The sequence below is a fragment of the Gemmobacter nectariphilus DSM 15620 genome, from assembly GCF_000429765.1.
GTDB lineage: Bacteria > Pseudomonadota > Alphaproteobacteria > Rhodobacterales > Rhodobacteraceae > Wagnerdoeblera > Wagnerdoeblera nectariphila.
In genome coordinates, this window is record NZ_AUCM01000005.1 from 35,476 (window position 1) to 51,798 (window position 16,323).

A 16,323-nucleotide genomic window follows, 5' to 3' on the forward strand; every position below is an offset into this window, starting at 1 on the left:
AGGGGGCTTTGCCCCATCGCACCGGAGCGCGAGGCCCAAGGGCAGGGCCGCCCCCAGGATATTTGGATCAAGGCGAAAGACCACCAGACGGCGCCCTGCCACTCGCCGACCTGTCCGAAAGGCGACGCAGCACACCATCGCGCGTCACGGCGCCGATCCTGAGGCCATTTTCGACCACTGGCAGCGCCCCTTCCACGGTGACCAGCCGCGCCATGACCTCGCGCAGCGGCATGTCGGGCGGGATCGGCGTACCCTCAGCGACCAGCCCGGCCCCCATCACGTCGCGGGCCGTGAAGACGTCCAGCGGGTTCATATGCGCCACGAACTCGGCCACATAGGGCGAGGCCGGGCGCGCGATGATCTGTTGCGCCGTGCCGCTCTGGACGATGCGGCCTTCCTCCATCAGGGCGATGCGGTTGCCTAGGCGGAAGGCCTCGTCCAGATCATGGCTGACGAACAGGATCGTGCGGCGCAGGCGGCGCTGGTGGTCCAGCAGCTCGTCCTGGAGCCGCGTGCGGATCAGCGGATCAAGGGCCGAGAACGGCTCGTCCATCAGAAGCACCGGCGCCTCGGTCGCGAAGGCACGGGCAAGGCCGACGCGTTGCTGCATCCCGCCGGACAGATCGGCGACCGCGCGATCGGCCCATTGCGACAGGCCGACCAGATCCAGCTGATCGGCCACGCGCCGGGCGCGTTCGGGGGCGGGCAGGCCCGACAGTTCCAGCCCAAGGCCGACATTTTCGGCCACCGTCCGCCAGGGCAGCAGGCCGAATTGCTGAAACACCATCGCAACGCGCTGGCGGCGCAGGCGCCGCAAGGTGGCCGCATCGGCCTCCGTCACCGGCACCATGCGATCGCCGTCGCGCAGCCGCACCGCGCCGCGCACCGCCGGGTTCAGCCCGTTGACCGCCCGCAGCAGCGTGGACTTGCCCGACCCCGAGAGGCCCATCAACACGACGATCTCGCCTTCGGTCACGGCAAGCGAGCAGTCGTGGACACCGAGGGTCTGGCCGGTGGCGGCCTGCACCTCGGCCCGTGTCGCGCCGCGGTCCATCAGGGGCAGCGCCTGGTCCGGGCGGTCACCAAAGACGATGGATACGCGGTCGAATTCGATGGCGGCAGTCATTTGCGCGGCCTTTGCAACATGCGGTCCAGCACGATCGCCAGCACCACGATGACCATGCCGGATTCGAACCCCAGCGCCGGATTGACGCTGTTGAGCGCCCGCACCACTGGCACCCCAAGCCCGTTCGCCCCGACGAGGGCCGCAATGACCACCATGGACAGCGACAGCATGATCACCTGATTGAGCCCTGCCATGATCTGGGGCAGCGCCCAGGGCAGCTCGACCTTCCACAGCTTTTGCAAGGGGGTCGCGCCAAAGGCATCCGCGGCCTCGGACAAGGCGGGAGGCGTCGAGGATATGCCCAGATGGGTCAGCCGGATCGGCGCGGGCAGCACGAAGACCACCGTGGCCACCAGCCCCGGCACCATGCCAAGGCCGAAGAACACGATGGCCGGGATCAGATAGACAAAGGTTGGCAGCGTCTGCATCAGATCCAGCACTGGTAGCAGGATCCGGTAAAGCCGGGGCCGATGCGCCGCCGCAATGCCCAGCGGCACGCCGAGCCCCATGCACAGAAGGCAGGCCGTCAGGATCAGCGTGAGGCTTTCGGTCGTCGCCTTCCAGTAGCCCTGATTGACGATGAACAAGAGACCCAGCCCGACCAGCAGGCAGATGCGCCAGCTGCGCCGGACCCACCAGGCCAGCGCCACGAATGCCGCGATCACCACATAGGGCTGCAGCGCGGGATCATAGAGCGGCACATAGTCATCCGCGAACGGTGCCAGGTCGAGCGGCCATTGCAGCACCAGCAGGATCGTGTCGATGACCCCGCCAAGCGCCGCCGCGACCGCGTCGAACGCGCTGCCCAGATGGGCCTGCATCCAGTCGAAGGCGGCCTTGGCCTGCCGCCCGACCGGGATTTTTGTCTGAGTGATCCAGCCCATCGGTCAGGATGCCGGGGCCGCGCGGCCCCGGCGTGCCCTTATTTCAAGGCAGCGGTGACGGCGGCGACAGCATCGCCACCGTCCTTGGTGGTCACACCGCCCAGCCAGCCCTGCCAGACCTCGGGATGGGCCGCCAGCCAGGTCTTGGCGGCCTCTTTCGGGTCAGCACCATCGTTCAGGATCGCGCCCATGATCTCGTTTTCCATGGCAAGGGTGAAGGACAGGTTTTCCAGCAGCTTGCCGGTGTTCGGGCATTCCGCGACATAGCCCGCGCGGGTGTTGGTCGCCACGATGGCGCCGCCAAGGTTCGGGCCAAAGTAATCGTCGCCCCCCGTCAGATAGGTCATCTTGAAGGCGGCGTTCATCGGGTGCGGCTCCCATCCAAGGAACACGACCGGCCTGCCCGCATCGTCGGCCCGCTTGACGGCGGCCAGCATCCCGGCCTCGGAGCTTTCGACCAGCTCGAACCCGTCGAGGCCAAAGGGGCCCGAGGCGATCATGTCGAGGATCAGGCGATTGCCGTCATTGCCCGGCTCGATCCCGTAGATCTTGCCATCAAGCGCGGCCTTTTGCGCAGCGATGTCCTTGAAATCAGCCAGTCCCAGCGCGGCACCGGCAGCATTGGTGGCCAGGGTGTACTTGGCCCCTTCAAGGTTGGTGCGGACGGTATCGACCTGGCCCTTGTCGCGGTAGGGGGCAAGGTCGCCTTCCATCGTGGGCATCCAGTTGCCAAGGAAGACATCGATATCGCCCTGCGCCAGCCCGGCATAGGTCACAGGCACCGAAAGCACCTTGGTTTCAGTCTGATACCCCAGCGCTTCCAGCACCAGCGAGGTCGCGGCCGTGGTGGCGGTGATGTCCGTCCAGCCCACATCGGAGAACACGACCGTGTTGCAATCGGCAAGGGCTGGGGCCGCGGACAAGCCAAGAGCGGTGGCAAGGGCAAGGCGGATCATGGTCATGGCGGGGCCTTTCGTGGGCGGTTGTTTTCTTGATTGACGGATCAATCAAAATCTGCGAATCTGGACGTTGGAGGATTCTGCCCCAAGATGCCCAGACCCGGTGTGGAACCTATACGAAAGGCCGCGCTGGTTGAAGCCGCGATCTCGGAGATCGGGCGTACCGGCTCGCTTGACGTCACTGTCAGTCAGATCGCGCGGCGCGCCGGCATGTCGGCGGCGCTGGCGCATCACTATTTCGGATCCAAGGAAGACATGTTCCTGGCCGCGATGCGCCATGTGCTGACCGTCTATGGCGCCGAAGTGCGCGGCGCGCTGGCGGCGGCCGACGGGGCCGAGGCGCGGTTGAATGCGATCCTGCGCGCCTCGTTCGGACCGACGAATTTTCGGCGCGAGGTGGTGGGGGCCTGGCTGAATTTCTGGGTGCTGGCGCAGACGGTGCCGCAGGCCCGGCGCCTGCTGACGATCTATGAGCGGCGGCTGCAATCGAACCTGACCGCCTGCCTGCGGCCCCTGGCCGGGGCAGAGGCGCCGCGTCTGGCCGAGGCGGTGGGCGCGATGATCGACGGGGTCTATCTGCGTCAGGCGCTGGCCGCGACCGCGCCGGATGGCAAGGCAGCGGTGGCGCTGATCCGGCGGCTGCTGGATGCCGAGCTGGCGGCACAGCGCACCTGACCCCCTGGAGAAGCGCCGAATGCTCCCGCACCCTTGCGCCGCCCGGGGGCGGCCCAAGGCTTTGGGCCGCGCCGCGCAGGTCTGCGCGGCGGTGGCGCCCATGACGCAGGGCTTGCGCGGGCGGCCCGCCGGGGATGCCTCCGGCGGGGGTATTTGGCGAAGGTGATGGGGCGGGCGGCCCCGGCAGGTCAGAGGCGGGCGAGGCGTTTGGTGAGCAGGGTGTAGAACCCTTCGGCGTCGATATCGCCCAGGAACAGCGCATTCGGTGCCCTGCCCGAGACGCGCCACCAGTCGGCCACCGTCATGCCGGTGGTGTGGCGGCCCTCGGTTTCGATTTCCACGTTGATCTCGCGGCCGGTGAACAGATCGGGGCGCAAGATCCAGGCGATGGTGCAGGGATCGTGCAGGGGCGCGCCTTCGCTGCCGTATTTGTGCATGTCGAACCGTTCAAAGAAATCGGTCCAGCCGGCGACGGCATGGCCGACGGGGGTGCCAAGGGCGCGCAATGCCTCGATCCGGGGGCGGGTGGTCAGGGCCTTGTGCGTGACGTCCAGCGGCACCACGACCAGCGGGATCCCGGCACCGAAGACCAGTGCGGCGGCTTCGGGGTCGACGAAGATGTTGAATTCGGCCGCCGGGGTGATGTTGCCGACCTCGAAGTAGGCGCCGCCCATCAGCACGATCCGCTTGATGCGGCTGGCGATGTCGGGGGCGCGCTCCAGCGCGGTGCCGATATTGGTCAGCGGGCCGATCGGCACCAGCGTGACCGAGCCGGACGGTTCGGCGCGCAGCGTGTCGATGAGGAAATCGACAGCGTGGGCGGATTGCAGCTGCATCACGGGATCGGGCAGGTCGGCCCCATCAAGCCCGGTCTTGCCATGCACATGTTCCGCCGTCACCAGCGCACGGCGCATCGGCCAGTCGCACCCGGCAAAGACCGGCATGTCCGGGCGCCCGGCCAGCTCGCACACTACGCGGGCATTGCGGGTGGTCAGCGACAACGGCACGTTGCCGGCAACACAGGTGATCCCGAGCACCTCGATGTCCGGGCTGGCCAATGCCAGCAGGATCGCCACGGCATCATCCTGCCCCGGATCCGTGTCGATGATGATGCGTTCGCGCAATTCCGCTCTCCTGACCTGTTCCGGCGCGCAGACTATCGCCGATGGGCTGGCGATGCCGCAGGAATTTCTTGTCCGCAAGGGCCCGGTGCGGCAACGGCAAGGAAAGACGCGGGATCCCCCGCCCTTGCAGGAGCGACGGATGGCCTTGAATGCCTTTGAGCAGTATTTTCTGGAGCTGGTGAACCGTGCCCGGCTTGACCCGATGGCCGAGGCCGCGCGCATCGGGATTTCGCTGAACGCGGGGCTGACGGCTGGCACGCTGGATGGCAGCGCCCGCCATGTGCTCGCCCCCAACACGCTGCTGGAAACCGCAGCCAGCGACCATTCGCTGTGGATGCTGGCGACCGACACGTTCGGCCACACCGGCGCCGGCGGATCCAGCGTTGGCACACGGGTCGCCGCTGCGGGCTATGCGCTGAGCGGAACATGGATCGTGGGCGAGAATATTGCGCTGACCGGCACCACAGGCACGGTGAACCCGGCCCTGGCCATCGTCCAGCTGTATTCCCAGCTGTTCAACAGCGCCGGGCACCGGACGAACATGCTGAGCGATGCCTTTCGCGAGACGGGGATCGGCAACGAGATCGGGGTCTATACCTCGGACGGGCAAGATTACAACACGTCCATGATCACGCAGGTCTTTGCCACATCGGGCAGCAAGGTGTTCATCACCGGGGTGATCTATGACGATCTCGACGGCGACCGGTTCTATGATCTCGGCGAGGGGCGGGGCGGCGCGCTGATCACGGCGGGCGGCAGCACAACCGGCGCGGCCAGCGCCGGGGGCTATGCGCTGGGTGTCACGCCGGGCAGCGCGGTGGCGGTCGGGTTCGCCTGGGATGGCAGCCAGCGCAGCCTGACGGTTGACCTGACATCAGGCAACGTCAAGCTTGACCTGTTGGCGGATGGCGCGCTGCTGACATCGGGCAATGTCGTGCTGGGGGCGGGATTTGCCGATGCCCAGGCCCTTGGCATCGCCGGACTTTCGCTGACTGGCAACGCGGCAAACAACCGGCTGACGGGCAGCACGGGCGCCGACACGCTGACAGGCAACGGCGGCAAGGACCGTCTTTCCGGCGGCCAGGGGGCCGATCTGCTGCTAGGCGGCGCGGGGAACGACAGCCTTTACGGCGAGGCGGGCAGCGACCGGCTGAATGGTCAGGGCGGCAATGACATGCTGTATGGCGGGGGCGGCAACGACCGGCTGATCGGGGGCGCCGGGATGGACCGGCTGAATGGCGGAACGGGCAATGACCGGCTGAGCGGCGGTGCCGGCGCAGATACCTTCATCTTTGCCAAAGGGGGGCAGGTCGACCGGGTGCACGACTTTAGCGTCACCGAAGGCGACCGCCTGCAGCTTGACTGCGGGCTATGGGGCGGCGGCCTGTCGGTGGCGCAGGTGCTGGACCAGTTCGCAAGCCAGGACACGACCGGCCTGACGCTGACCTTCGGCAGCGACAGCCTGCATATCGACGGGCTGACGGCCACCGGCCTTTCCGCGCAGACCGACCTGTTCTGACCGGCTTAGCCGGTTACGAAGTCTTCGGCGGCATAGCCTTGCAGGAACAGCAGGGCCGTCAGATCGCCATGGTTGACGCGAATTTCGCATTGCGCGGCCACGCTGGGCTTGGCGTGCAAGGCAACACCCATGCCCGCGCGGTTCAACATGCCCAGATCGTTCGCGCCGTCTCCCACCGCCAGCACGGCATCCGGGCCAAAACCCAGCCGCGCGCTGATCTGGTCCAGCGCGTCCACCTTGGCCTGACGGCCAAGGATCGGCTCGGCGACAGTGCCGGTCAGCAGGCCATCCTCGGCCAGCAGGGTGTTGGCGCGATGCTCGTCAAAGCCCAGATGCGCCGCAACCGCCGTGGTGAACGCGGTGAACCCGCCCGACACCAGCACCGCATGGCCGCCATTCGCGTGCATGGTGGCGATCAGCTCCTTGCCGCCGGGAGTATAGGTGATGCGCTCTGCTAGCACCTGACCGATGACCCCGACCGGCAGCCCCTTGAGCAAGCCGACCCGTTCCTTCAGCGCCGCCTCGAAATCCAGCTCGCCATTCATGGCGCGGGCGGTGATGCCGGCCACATGCGCCCCGACCCCGGCCATGTCGGCCAGCTCGTCGATGCATTCCTGACCGATCATCGTGCTGTCCATGTCGGCCAGCAGCATCCGCTTGCGCCGGCCCTCGGCGGGAACAAGGTTGAGATCCACCCCCATGCCTTGCAGATCCTGCCAGACCTCGCGGAAATTCCCGGGCTGGTCCATCACCGGAAATTCCAGCGCCTGCCCCAGCGCCAGCCAGCGCGGCGACCCGCCGCCCCAGGCCGTGCGCAGGGCCTCGGCCAGAACCGGGTCCAGCGTGTCGGGTTTGGCGATCAGGACGGCGAACATCATGGCAGGTCTCCGGGGCATCGGTCCGCCGCCATATCCCATGCCGTGCGCCAAAGGCCAAGCCGTTCCGATACCCCCGCCGCCACGCGGCCCCAGGCCTGCGACAGCCTGCCACGCGTTGAAATGTCTTGCGTGCAAGGCGAGTCGGGCGTAAGTGCGTCAGCGGGACACCCTTCCCCAACGAAGGGCATATATCTGGAAGGATACCAGAGATGGCACTTACCGCCCCGGCCACGCGTCCGGCCAACCCGCGCTTTTCTTCGGGCCCCTGCGCGAAGATCCCCGGTTACTCCCTCGACATGCTGGCCGATGCCCCCTTGGGCCGTTCGCACCGTGCGACCGTCGGCAAGGCCAAGCTGAAAGAGGCGATCGACCTTACCCGTGAAATTCTGGGCGTGCCTGCGGACTACCGCATCGGCATCGTGCCCGCCTCGGACACCGGCGCCGTCGAAATGGCGCTGTGGTCGCTGCTGGGTGCCCGCCCGGTGGAAATGCTGGCCTGGGAATCCTTTGGCGAAGGCTGGGTCACCGATGTGGTGAAGCAGCTGAAACTGGACGCAACCGTCAAGAAGGCCCCCTATGGCGAGATCGTCGATCTGGCCAGCGTCGATTTCGACAAGGACGTGGTCTTCACCTGGAACGGCACCACCTCGGGCGTGCGCGTACCGAATGGCGACGCGATCCCGGCGACCCGCGCCGGCCTGACCATCTGCGACGCCACCTCGGCCGCCTTTGCGATGGACCTGCCCTGGGACAAGCTGGATGTGACCACCTTCTCCTGGCAAAAGGTGCTGGGCGGTGAAGGCGGCCATGGCGTGCTGATCCTGTCGCCCCGCGCGGTCGAGCGGCTGGAAACCTATACCCCCGCCTGGCCGCTGCCGAAGATCTTCCGCCTGACCTCCAAGGGCAAGATCTCCGAAGGCATCTTCGTCGGTGAGACGATCAACACCCCGTCCATGCTGTGCGTCGAGGATTACCTGGTAGCGCTGAAATGGGCCAAGACCATCGGCGGGCTGAAAGGCCTGATCGGGCGCAGCGAAGCCAATGCCAAGGCGATTGCCGACTATATCGCCGGCAAGGGCTGGATCGCCAATCTGGCGGTCGATCCGGCGACGGCCTCGTGCACCTCGGTTTGTCTGAAATTCACCGATGATCGCATCACCGACGGCGCAACCTTCGCCAAGAATGTTGCAAAACGTCTTGAGAAAGAGGGCGTTGCCCTTGACGCCGGCGCCTATCGCGATGCCCCTCCCGGCCTGCGCATCTGGTGCGGTGCCACGGTGGAAACGGCCGATGTCCAGGCGCTGATGCCCTGGGTCGAATACGCCTTCGACGCCGAGATCGAGGCGCTGGCGAAAACCGCCTGATCGCCGCGGGTGGCGGCGGGGTGAACCCCGCCCTGCCCGGCCACGCGCATCGCAGGGCGGGGATGACCCCGCCCCTTCCCAAGATACACTCCGGCGGGTTGCCCCCGCCCCCTCATTCAAGGAGCCCGCTATGGCCCCCCGCGTTCTCGTTTCCGACGAACTGAGTGAAACCGCCGTCCAGATCTTCCGCGACCGTGGCGTCGAGGTCGATTACATGCCGAAGCTCGGCAAGGACAAGGAAAAGCTGGCCGAGATCATCGGCAACTACGATGGCCTTGCCATCCGCTCGGCGACCAAGGTCACCGAAAAGCTGCTGGAGGGCGCGACCAACCTGAAGGTCGTCGGCCGCGCCGGCATCGGCGTCGACAACGTCGACATCCCGGCCGCGTCGAAAAAGGGCGTGATCGTGATGAACACGCCCTTCGGCAACTCGGTCACCACGGCCGAACATGCCATCGCCATGATGTTCGCAATTGCACGGCAACTGCCCGAGGCTTCTGCCTCGACCCATGCCGGCAAGTGGGAAAAGTCCAAGTTCATGGGCGTCGAGCTGTTCAACAAGACCCTTGGCGTGATCGGCGCCGGCAACATCGGCGGCATCGTCTGCGACCGTGCGGTCGGCCTGCGCATGAAGGTCATCGCCTATGACCCCTTCCTGTCGGAAGAGCGCGCCAAGCAACTGGGCGTGACCAAGGTCGAACTGGATGACCTGCTGGCAAAGGCCGATTTCATCACCCTGCACGTCCCGCTGACCGACAAGACCCGCAACATCCTGTCGCGTGAGAACCTGGCCAAGACCAAGAAGGGCGTGCGCATCATCAACTGCGCCCGCGGCGGCCTGATCGACGAAGCGGCCCTGAAGGATGCGCTGGACAGCGGCCATGTCGCCGGCGCGGCGCTGGACGTGTTCGAGGTGGAACCGGCGACCGAAAACGTGCTGTTCGGTCACCCCAACGTCGTCGTCACCCCGCACCTTGGCGCCTCGACCACCGAAGCGCAAGAAAACGTCGCCCTGCAAGTGGCCGAACAGATGTCGGACTACCTGCTGACCGGCGCGGTGCAGAACGCGCTGAACATGCCGAACGTCACCGCCGAACAGGCCTCGGTCATGGGGCCGTGGATCAAGCTGGCCGGCCATCTGGGCAGCTTCATCGGCCAGATGACCGACGAGCCGATCAAGGCGATCAACATCCTTTATGACGGCCGCGTCGCCGACATGAACATCGCCGCGCTGAACCAGTCGGTCATCGCGGGCGTGCTCAAGGCCGCCAACCCAGATGTGAACCTTGTCTCGGCACCGATCGTCGCCAAGGAAAAGGGCATCCAGATCTCGACCACCCGTCAGGACAAGTCGGGCGCCTTCGATGCCTATATCAAGGTCACCATGGTCACCGACAAGCGCGAACGCTCGGTCGCCGGCACCTGCTTCTCGGATGGCAAGCCGCGCTTCATCCAGATCAAGGGCATCAACATCGACGCCGAGGTGGGCGAGCACATGCTGTATACCACCAACGACGACGTGCCGGGCATCATCGGCCTTCTGGGGCAGACGCTGGGCAACAACGGCGTGAACATCGCGAACTTCACGCTGGGCCGCTCGGCGGTCGGGCAGGATGCCATCGCGCTGCTCTACCTTGATCAGGCGATCGACCCCAAGGCCGTCGAAGAACTGACGGCAACCGGCAAGTTCAACCAGGTCAAGCCGCTGCACTTCGAAGGCGCCTGAGCGAAGGGGCGCGGCCCCTTCATCTGTCGACAAATATCCCGGGGGGTCCGGGGGCACGCGGCCCCCGGTCCTTCCTTTCAGTTCAGAGAACCGTTTCCCATGCGCGCCTATGCCATCGGTGATATCCACGGCCACCTCGACCTGCTGCACGCCGCCCACGGCCGCATCGCCGCCGACCGCGCGGCGACGGGCGACCACGCGGCGCCCGTCATCCACATCGGCGATCTGGTGGACCGCGGCCCCGCCAGCCCCGGCGTCATCGACTTTCTGATGCAGGGCATCGCCGGTGGTGCGCCCTGGGTGGTGCTCAAGGGCAACCATGACCGCATGTTCAGCCTCTGGATGCAAAGCCCCCCTGCCCGCGACCCCAGGCTGCGCGCGGAATATTCCTGGCTGCATCCGCGCATCGGCGGAGCCGAGACGCTGATCGCCTATGGCGTGCGGGCCGCGGGCGACCGGCCCGAAGCCGCGGTCCATGCCGAGGCGCTGACCGCCGTTCCGCAAGCGCATCTGGAATTCCTGGCCGCGAGGCCGACCTCCTACAGGCTGGGCGATCTGCTGTTTGCCCATGCGGGCATCCGCCCCGGCATCGCGCTGGAGGCACAGACCGAAGACGATCTGACCTGGATCCGCCACGATTTCCTGGACGATCCGCGCGATCATGGCGCGCTGGTCGTGCATGGCCATACCGCCATCGAGCGGGCCACCCATTACGGCAACCGCGTCAACATCGATTCCAGCGCCGCCTATGGCGGGCCACTGACGGCTGTGGTGATCGAAGGCCGCGATGTCTGGCTGCTGGGTGATGGCGGGCGCGAGCCGCTGCGGCCCTGAGGCAGGGGGCGGATGCGGGGGCCAGCCCCCGCACCCCCGCCAGGGAGGGCTGTCTGCCCTCCCTGGACCCACCCGAGGATATTTCGGGACAGATGAAAGGGGCGGTTGCGCCCCCTTCAAGCTTACATGCAGGCGTCGAACAGGGCGCGGGTATTCTCGCGCGTCATCTCGACCGGGTTGCCGCCGCAGGACGGGTCCTCCAGCGCCATCTCGGTCAGCATGTCGAGATCGGCGAACTGCACGCCCATGGCCGACAGGTTCGCCGGGATCGCCAGCTTGGACCGCAGGTCCATGATGGCATCGTGGAAGCCCGCAAAGCCGCCGTCGATCCCCAGATAGGCCGCCGCGCGCTCGATCCGGTCCTCGATGGCGGGGCGGTTGAACTCCAGCACCATGGGCATGACCACCGCGTTCGTGGTGCCGTGGTGGGTGTTGTAGACCGCGCCGATCGGGTGGCTCAGCGAATGGATCGCCCCCAGGCCCTTCTGGAAGGCCACCGCGCCCATGGCTGCCGCGCTCATCATATGGCCGCGCGCCATCAGATCGTTCGGATCGTCATAGACCTTGGGCAGGTTCTCGAACACCAGCCGCATGCCTTCGAGGGCGATGCCCTGGCTCATGGGGTGGTAATGCGGCGAGCAATAGGCCTCGAGGCAGTGGGCCAGCGCGTCCATCCCGGTGCCTGCCGTGATGAAGCGCGGCATCCCCACGGTCAGGGCCGGGTCGCAGATGGTGACGGCCGGCATTAGCCTGGGGTGGAAGATGATCTTCTTCTTGTGGGTGGCCGAATTGGTCAGCACCCCGGCGCGGCCAACCTCGGATCCGGTGCCGGCGGTGGTCGGCACGGCGATGATCGGCGCGATTTTGCTGGCATCGGCGCGGGTGAACCAGTCGTCCACGTCTTCCAGATCCCAGACCGACAGGTCGGCCCGCTGACCGGCCATCAAGGCGATCATCTTGCCAAGATCCAGCGCCGAGCCGCCGCCAAAGCAGATCACCCCGTCATGCCCGCCCGCCTTGTAGGCGGCGATACCGGCCTGCATGTTCGCCTCGGTCGGGTTGGCATCGACCTCGGAGAACACAGCGCGGCCAAGGCCTGCTGCCTCAAGCACATCCAGCGCCTGCGCGGTGATCGGCAGCGCGGCCAGCGCCTTGTCGGTCACCAGCAGGGGCTTTTTCAGCCCCGTTTCGGCGGCATGAACCGCCAGTTCCCCGATCCGGCCAACGCCGAACTTGATCGCGGTCGGATAGGACCAGTTGCGGAAAGGAACGCCGTGCGACATGTCACACCTTCTTGAGATGATAGGATTTGGCCCGGGTCACCGAATAGAAACCCAGGTAAGACAGCGAGGTGCCGCGCCCGGTGTTCTTGCACCCGGTCCAGCACAGCGCAGGATCAAGGTAATCGGCCCGGTTCATGAAGATCGTGCCGGTCTCGATCTGTGCACCGATCTCGGCGGCGGTGTCGTAATCGTTGGTCCAGATGCTGGCAGTCAGCCCATAGGGGCTGTCGTTCATCAGCGCGATCGCCTCGGCGTCGTCCTTGACCGGCATGATGCCGACGACGGGGCCAAAGGATTCCTCGCGCATCACCGCCATGGAATGATCGACATTCACCAGGATCTGCGGGGCCAGATAGGCGCCGCCATCATCGGCCGGAAAGTGCGCCGGGTCGATCAGCGGCTTTGCCCCAGCTGCCACGGCGGCGGCGATCTGGTCGCGCACCACGCGGGCAAAGCGCACGTTCGCCATCGGGCCAAGGGTGGTTTCCGGGTCCAGCGGGCTGCCAAGTTTCAGGCTGTTGACCCATGCCACGGCCTTTTCGACAAACTCGTCGAACAGGCTTTCGTGGACATAGATCCGCTCGATCCCGCAGCAGCACTGCCCCGAGTTGAACATCGCCCCGTCCATCAGCGTATCGACCGCCGCATCGACATTGGCATCGGCGCGCACATAGCCCGGATCCTTGCCGCCCAGTTCCAGCCCCAAGGGGGTAAAGGTGCCCGCCGCCGCGCGTTCGATCGCCTGCCCGCCACCGACAGAGCCGGTGAAGTTCACGAAATCGAACGCCCGCGCGCCGATCAGCCGCTCGGTCGTCGCATGGTCCAGAACGACGTTCTGGAAGACGTCCGCCGGAATGCCGGCGGCATGGAAACCCTCGGCCAGACGCTCGCCCACCAAGAGGGTCTGGCTGGCGTGTTTCAGCACCACGCTGTTGCCCGCAATCAGGGCCGGGACGATGGTGTTGATCGCGGTCAGGAACGGGTAGTTCCAGGGCGCGATCACGAACACCACCCCCAGCGCCTCGCGCGCGATGTAGCGGCGGAAGGCATCGGTATCCTCGATCACCTTGGGCGCCAGCGTTTCGGCAGCGATCCCGGCCATATAGTCGGTGCGGGCGTTCACCCCGCCGAACTCGCCTGCGCCAAAGCGGATCGGGCGGCCCATCTGCTCGGCCAGCTCGCGGGCGATCTCGTCCTTTTTCGCGGTCATGTGGGCAACGCCCGCCTTGACCAGGGCGATGCGCTCGTCCAGCGGGCGCGCGGCCCAGGCCTTTTGCGCCGCGCGCGCGGCGGCCACGGCCGCATCGGCCGCCTCGGGCGCCAGCGGCATCCGTTCCGCATAGACCCGGCCATCGACCGGGGAAATCAGTTGTATCGGTTTCATCGTGTCACCTGTCGGGCGGGGGTCGCCCCCGCCATTCCCGGCGCAAGGCGGCCCGCCTTACGCGCGTTCCAAGAGCCGTTGCAGCTCGAAATCCGTCACCACGCGGTCGGTTTCCTGAATCTCCCACTCGGCATTGCGGACATAATGGTCGACGACATCGTCGCCAAACGCCGCCCGCAGCATGGCCGAGCCCCCGAGCGCCGCCGCCGCATCGCGCAGGTTCGTCGGGATCTCGCGGATACCGTCGGTCGCATACATGTCACCCGTCATTTCGGGCTCCAGTTCCATCTTGCCCTCGATCCCCGCCAACCCTGCGGCCAGCAGCGCCGCACAGGCGAGATAGGGGTTCACGTCCGATCCCGGAATGCGACATTCCACCCGCACCCCCTTGGTGTGAACGCCGCAGATGCGGAAACCCGCCGTGCGGTTGTCGGCAGACCAGACCGCCTTGGTCGGCGCGAACATGCCCACGCAGAACCGCTTGTAGCTGTTGACATAGGGCGCAAGGAACACCGTCAGCTCCTCGGCATGGGCGAGCTGGCCGGCCAGGAAGTGCTTCATCAGGGGCGACATGCCGTGCGTGTCGTCGTGGTCGTAGAAGGCAGGCTTGCCGTCCAGCGTCCACAGGCTCTGATGAACATGGCTCGACGATCCGGCCTTGCGGTGGTCGTATTTGGCCATGAAGGTCACGGACTTGCCCTTGGACCAGGCGATTTCCTTGACGCCCTGCTTGACGATCACATGGTTGTCGGCGGTGTCCAGCGCGTCGGAGTAGCGGTAGTTGATCTCCTCTTGCCCGGCATCCGCCTCGCCCTTGGAATTTTCCACCGGGATCCCGGCGCCATACAATCCGTTGCGCACCGCCCGCATCACATCTTCTTCCTTGGTGGTCTGGAAGATGTGGTAATCCTCGTTATAGGCGCTGATCGGCTTCAGCGCGCTCAGGCCGCCGTCGCGCAGATTGTCATAGCTGTTCTCGAACAGATAGAACTCCAGCTCGGTCGCCATCATCGGCTCCAGGCCCATGGCGCGGGCGCGGGCCACCTGCCGCTTGAGGATCGCGCGGGGCGAGACCGCCACTTCCTCATGCGTCGCATGTTCCAGCAGATCGGCCAGACACAGCACCGTGCCCTCCAGCCAGGGCAAGCGGCGCAGCGTGGCCAGATCGGGCTTCATGACGTAATCGCCATAGCCCTTTTCCCAGCTCGAGGTCTTGTAGCCCGGCACGGTGGTCATTTCCATGTCCACGGCCAGCAGGTAGTTGCAGCAATGCGTCTCCTCGAACCCACCGTCCAGGAAGAACTGGGCATGGAACCGCTTGCCCACCAGGCGCCCCTGCATGTCGGGGGCGGCGACCAGAACGGTATCCACCTCGCCCCGCGCCACCGCATCCTTCAGCGCCTCGAAACTCATGTTGCCCGGCATATTCGCCCTCTCCCGCACCCGGAAACGGGCGCCCTTTCATCTTTCTGAAAATACCCTGGGGGGTCCGGGGGGCAAGGCCCCCCGGCGCCGTCCTCAGCCGTAGCGATAGGGCCGCCCGGCCTTGGCCATCACCGCGTTGTATTTCTTGAAGATTTCCACAACCTTCGCCTTGGTCGGCGATTCCGCCGCGATCTCGTCCCAGAAGGCGCGGGCCTTGTCCTCGACCGTAGCCCATTCGGCATCGGGAATCGAGGTCAGCTCCAGCTTGGGCCCGTTGACGCGCAGATCGGCCTCGCCGCCCCAATACCACCACTGGCGGTAATAGTGCGACTGCTCGAAGCAGACCTTCATCAGCGCCTTGAGGTTGTCCGGCACCGCGTTCCATTTTTCCTGATTGGCGAAGAAATGCCCGATCCAGGCGCCCGAGATGTTGTTGGTCAGGAAATACTTGGTCACATCGGCCCAGCCGACCGTGTAATCCTCGGTGATGCCCGACCAGGCGATCCCGTCCAGCTCCCCGGTCTGCAGGGCGACCTGAATGTCTTCCCACGGCAGCTGCACCGGCACGACGCCAAACTGCGCCAGGAACCGGCCCGCGGTCGGGAAGGTGAAGACGCGCTTGCCTTCCAGATCCTTCAGGCTGCGGATCGGATCCTTGGTGGCGAAATGGCACGGATCCCAGGCGCCGGCCGAAATGTGCTGCACGCCGACCTTGGCATATTCCTCTTCCCAGATCTGTTTCAGACCATACTGGTTGAACAGCACCGGCACATCCAGGCTATAGCGGCTGGCAAACGGGAAATAGCCGCCGAACACCGTCACCTCGGTGGGCGAGGCCATGGAATCGTCATCCGACTGCACGGCGTCGATGGTGCCCGACTGCATGGCGCGGAACAGTTCCGACGTGGGGACAATCTGGTCCGAGTAATACAGCTCGATTTCCATCTGCCCGTCGGCGATCTGGTTGAAGGTGTCGATGGCGGGCTTGACCACATGCTCGCCCAGCGCGGCGCCGGCATAGGTCTGCATCCGCCACTTGATCGGGGCGCCCTGCGCGTGAACCGCCGGGGCGGCCAGCACCGCCGCGCCGCCAACGGCGCCGGTGGTCAGAAACTTGCGTCTGGTCGTCGTCATGTCGTCAC

14 protein-coding genes are annotated in these 16,323 nt (G+C 66.1%); 5 read left to right on the plus strand and 9 right to left on the minus strand.

Going from position 1 to position 16,323, the window contains the following annotated elements:
- Positions 1-67: 67 nt before the first annotated feature.
- From choV to choX, 3 genes are read right to left on the minus strand one after another with little or no spacing between them, the layout of a single operon-like run.
- Entirely contained in the window at positions 68-1,126 is a 1,059-nt protein-coding gene (choV, locus tag G481_RS0105180; RefSeq protein ID WP_028029074.1) for a choline ABC transporter ATP-binding protein, read from the minus strand.
- Positions 1,123-2,010 (minus strand): choline ABC transporter permease subunit, encoded by an 888-nt coding sequence (gene choW / locus G481_RS0105185; RefSeq protein WP_028029075.1) that lies wholly within the window; start codon positions 2,008-2,010, stop codon positions 1,123-1,125. The genes choV and choW overlap by 4 nt, the downstream gene beginning before the upstream one ends.
- Before the next feature lie 38 nt (positions 2,011-2,048).
- The gene (gene choX / locus G481_RS0105190; protein WP_028029076.1) at positions 2,049-2,972 is read right to left on the minus strand and encodes a choline ABC transporter substrate-binding protein; all 924 of its coding nucleotides are present in this window, start codon (positions 2,970-2,972) and stop codon (positions 2,049-2,051) included.
- Positions 2,973-3,059: 87 nt separating this feature from the next.
- Between choX and betI the strand changes: the two genes are divergently transcribed.
- Positions 3,060-3,644 carry a choline-binding transcriptional repressor BetI gene (gene betI, locus G481_RS0105195; protein WP_028029077.1) on the plus strand — a complete coding sequence of 195 codons (585 nt, stop codon included), beginning with the start codon at positions 3,060-3,062 and terminating at the stop codon, positions 3,642-3,644.
- Positions 3,645-3,832: 188 nt separating this feature from the next.
- Here betI and G481_RS0105200 read toward each other — a convergent pair whose 3' ends face one another.
- Positions 3,833-4,768, minus strand: coding sequence for a nucleoside hydrolase (locus G481_RS0105200; RefSeq protein ID WP_028029078.1), 936 nt, complete (start codon positions 4,766-4,768; stop codon positions 3,833-3,835).
- A gap of 139 nt (positions 4,769-4,907) precedes the next feature.
- Here G481_RS0105200 and G481_RS22910 point away from each other — a divergent pair, with 139 nt between their 5' ends.
- Complete coding sequence (locus G481_RS22910; protein WP_051294315.1) at positions 4,908-6,287, plus strand: CAP domain-containing protein; 1,380 nt, start codon at positions 4,908-4,910, stop codon at positions 6,285-6,287.
- A gap of 5 nt (positions 6,288-6,292) precedes the next feature.
- On the opposite strand, the gene serB is transcribed toward G481_RS22910, so the two are convergent.
- Positions 6,293-7,165: a phosphoserine phosphatase SerB gene (gene serB, locus G481_RS0105210; protein ID WP_028029079.1), complete on the minus strand. Its 873-nt coding sequence runs from the start codon at positions 7,163-7,165 to the stop codon at positions 6,293-6,295.
- A 209-nt stretch (positions 7,166-7,374) separates the two neighbouring features.
- Between serB and G481_RS0105215 the strand changes: the two genes are divergently transcribed.
- The 3 genes from G481_RS0105215 (at position 7,375) to G481_RS0105225 (ending at position 11,089) form a co-directional block, all read left to right on the plus strand.
- A complete protein-coding gene (locus G481_RS0105215) occupies positions 7,375-8,529 on the plus strand; it encodes a phosphoserine transaminase (protein ID WP_028029080.1) in 1,155 nt (384 codons plus the stop codon).
- A gap of 130 nt (positions 8,530-8,659) precedes the next feature.
- Complete coding sequence (gene serA / locus G481_RS0105220; protein ID WP_028029081.1) at positions 8,660-10,255, plus strand: phosphoglycerate dehydrogenase; 1,596 nt, start codon at positions 8,660-8,662, stop codon at positions 10,253-10,255.
- Positions 10,256-10,354: 99 nt separating this feature from the next.
- Positions 10,355-11,089: a metallophosphoesterase gene (locus G481_RS0105225; RefSeq protein WP_028029082.1), complete on the plus strand. Its 735-nt coding sequence runs from the start codon at positions 10,355-10,357 to the stop codon at positions 11,087-11,089.
- 122 nt (positions 11,090-11,211) lie between these two features.
- Here G481_RS0105225 and G481_RS0105230 read toward each other — a convergent pair whose 3' ends face one another.
- The 4 genes from G481_RS0105230 to G481_RS0105245 all read right to left on the minus strand — a co-directional run bounded on the left by G481_RS0105230 (position 11,212) and on the right by G481_RS0105245 (position 16,315).
- Entirely contained in the window at positions 11,212-12,372 is a 1,161-nt protein-coding gene (locus tag G481_RS0105230) for an iron-containing alcohol dehydrogenase (protein ID WP_028029083.1), read from the minus strand.
- A 1-nt stretch (position 12,373) separates the two neighbouring features.
- Positions 12,374-13,756 carry an aldehyde dehydrogenase family protein gene (locus G481_RS0105235; protein WP_028029084.1) on the minus strand — a complete coding sequence of 461 codons (1,383 nt, stop codon included), beginning with the start codon at positions 13,754-13,756 and terminating at the stop codon, positions 12,374-12,376.
- 57 nt (positions 13,757-13,813) lie between these two features.
- Entirely contained in the window at positions 13,814-15,181 is a 1,368-nt protein-coding gene (locus G481_RS0105240; RefSeq protein WP_028029085.1) for a glutamine synthetase family protein, read from the minus strand.
- Positions 15,182-15,274: 93 nt separating this feature from the next.
- Positions 15,275-16,315 carry a TRAP transporter substrate-binding protein gene (locus G481_RS0105245; RefSeq protein WP_028029086.1) on the minus strand — a complete coding sequence of 347 codons (1,041 nt, stop codon included), beginning with the start codon at positions 16,313-16,315 and terminating at the stop codon, positions 15,275-15,277.
- Positions 16,316-16,323 lie beyond the last annotated feature (8 nt).

What these genes read in the sequence shown, in the direction of transcription:
- choV (WP_028029074.1), bottom strand. Translation starts at nt 1,126, where the DNA reads ATGACTGCCGCCATCGAATTCGACCGCGTATCCATCGTCTTTGGTGAC.
- choW (WP_028029075.1), bottom strand. Translation starts at nt 2,010, where the DNA reads ATGGGCTGGATCACTCAGACAAAAATCCCGGTCGGGCGGCAGGCCAAG.
- choX (WP_028029076.1), bottom strand. Translation starts at nt 2,972, where the DNA reads ATGACCATGATCCGCCTTGCCCTTGCCACCGCTCTTGGCTTGTCCGCG.
- betI (WP_028029077.1), top strand. Translation starts at nt 3,060, where the DNA reads ATGCCCAGACCCGGTGTGGAACCTATACGAAAGGCCGCGCTGGTTGAA.
- G481_RS22910 (WP_051294315.1), top strand. Translation starts at nt 4,908, where the DNA reads ATGGCCTTGAATGCCTTTGAGCAGTATTTTCTGGAGCTGGTGAACCGT.
- serB (WP_028029079.1), bottom strand. Translation starts at nt 7,165, where the DNA reads ATGATGTTCGCCGTCCTGATCGCCAAACCCGACACGCTGGACCCGGTT.
- G481_RS0105215 (WP_028029080.1), top strand. Translation starts at nt 7,375, where the DNA reads ATGGCACTTACCGCCCCGGCCACGCGTCCGGCCAACCCGCGCTTTTCT.
- serA (WP_028029081.1), top strand. Translation starts at nt 8,660, where the DNA reads ATGGCCCCCCGCGTTCTCGTTTCCGACGAACTGAGTGAAACCGCCGTC.
- G481_RS0105225 (WP_028029082.1), top strand. Translation starts at nt 10,355, where the DNA reads ATGCGCGCCTATGCCATCGGTGATATCCACGGCCACCTCGACCTGCTG.
- G481_RS0105230 (WP_028029083.1), bottom strand. Translation starts at nt 12,372, where the DNA reads ATGTCGCACGGCGTTCCTTTCCGCAACTGGTCCTATCCGACCGCGATC.
- G481_RS0105235 (WP_028029084.1), bottom strand. Translation starts at nt 13,756, where the DNA reads ATGAAACCGATACAACTGATTTCCCCGGTCGATGGCCGGGTCTATGCG.
- G481_RS0105240 (WP_028029085.1), bottom strand. Translation starts at nt 15,181, where the DNA reads ATGCCGGGCAACATGAGTTTCGAGGCGCTGAAGGATGCGGTGGCGCGG.
- G481_RS0105245 (WP_028029086.1), bottom strand. Translation starts at nt 16,315, where the DNA reads ATGACGACGACCAGACGCAAGTTTCTGACCACCGGCGCCGTTGGCGGC.